1 protein-coding gene is annotated in these 251 nt (G+C 34.7%); it reads left to right on the top strand.

Annotation, left to right across the window (positions count from 1 at the left end; translation table 11 throughout):
* Positions 1 to 251 (top strand): FAD-dependent oxidoreductase (locus AOA60_RS32305; protein WP_178075392.1); only part of this gene is annotated, 251 nt, incomplete at both ends.

Raw genomic sequence — 251 nt, 5'->3', positions numbered from 1 at the left:
CCACAAGGCATGTTTTATTCCTTTAAAAATGGAGGCTTATCCTCTCTAGTACATGCAGTTGAAAAGAATCTTATGGAAGGTTCTGTGAAAAAAAACACAAAATTATCTTCCATAGAAAAACAAGAAAATCATACTTATTTACTTAGCTTCGAAGATGGAACAACAGACTTGGCTGATCGGGTAATTTTTGCTACTCCTCATCATGTGACTTATGAGTTGCTTAAAGATTATTCAGTAGTGAAGCCGTTAGA

It is taken from the genome of Pseudomonas sp. 2822-17 (assembly GCF_002742485.1).
In the GTDB taxonomy this organism is placed as follows: Bacteria; Pseudomonadota; Gammaproteobacteria; order Pseudomonadales; family Pseudomonadaceae; genus Aquipseudomonas; species Aquipseudomonas cyclaminis.
Note: the sequence above shows the minus strand (reverse complement) of the source record. Positions and strands in the feature narration are given on the sequence as shown.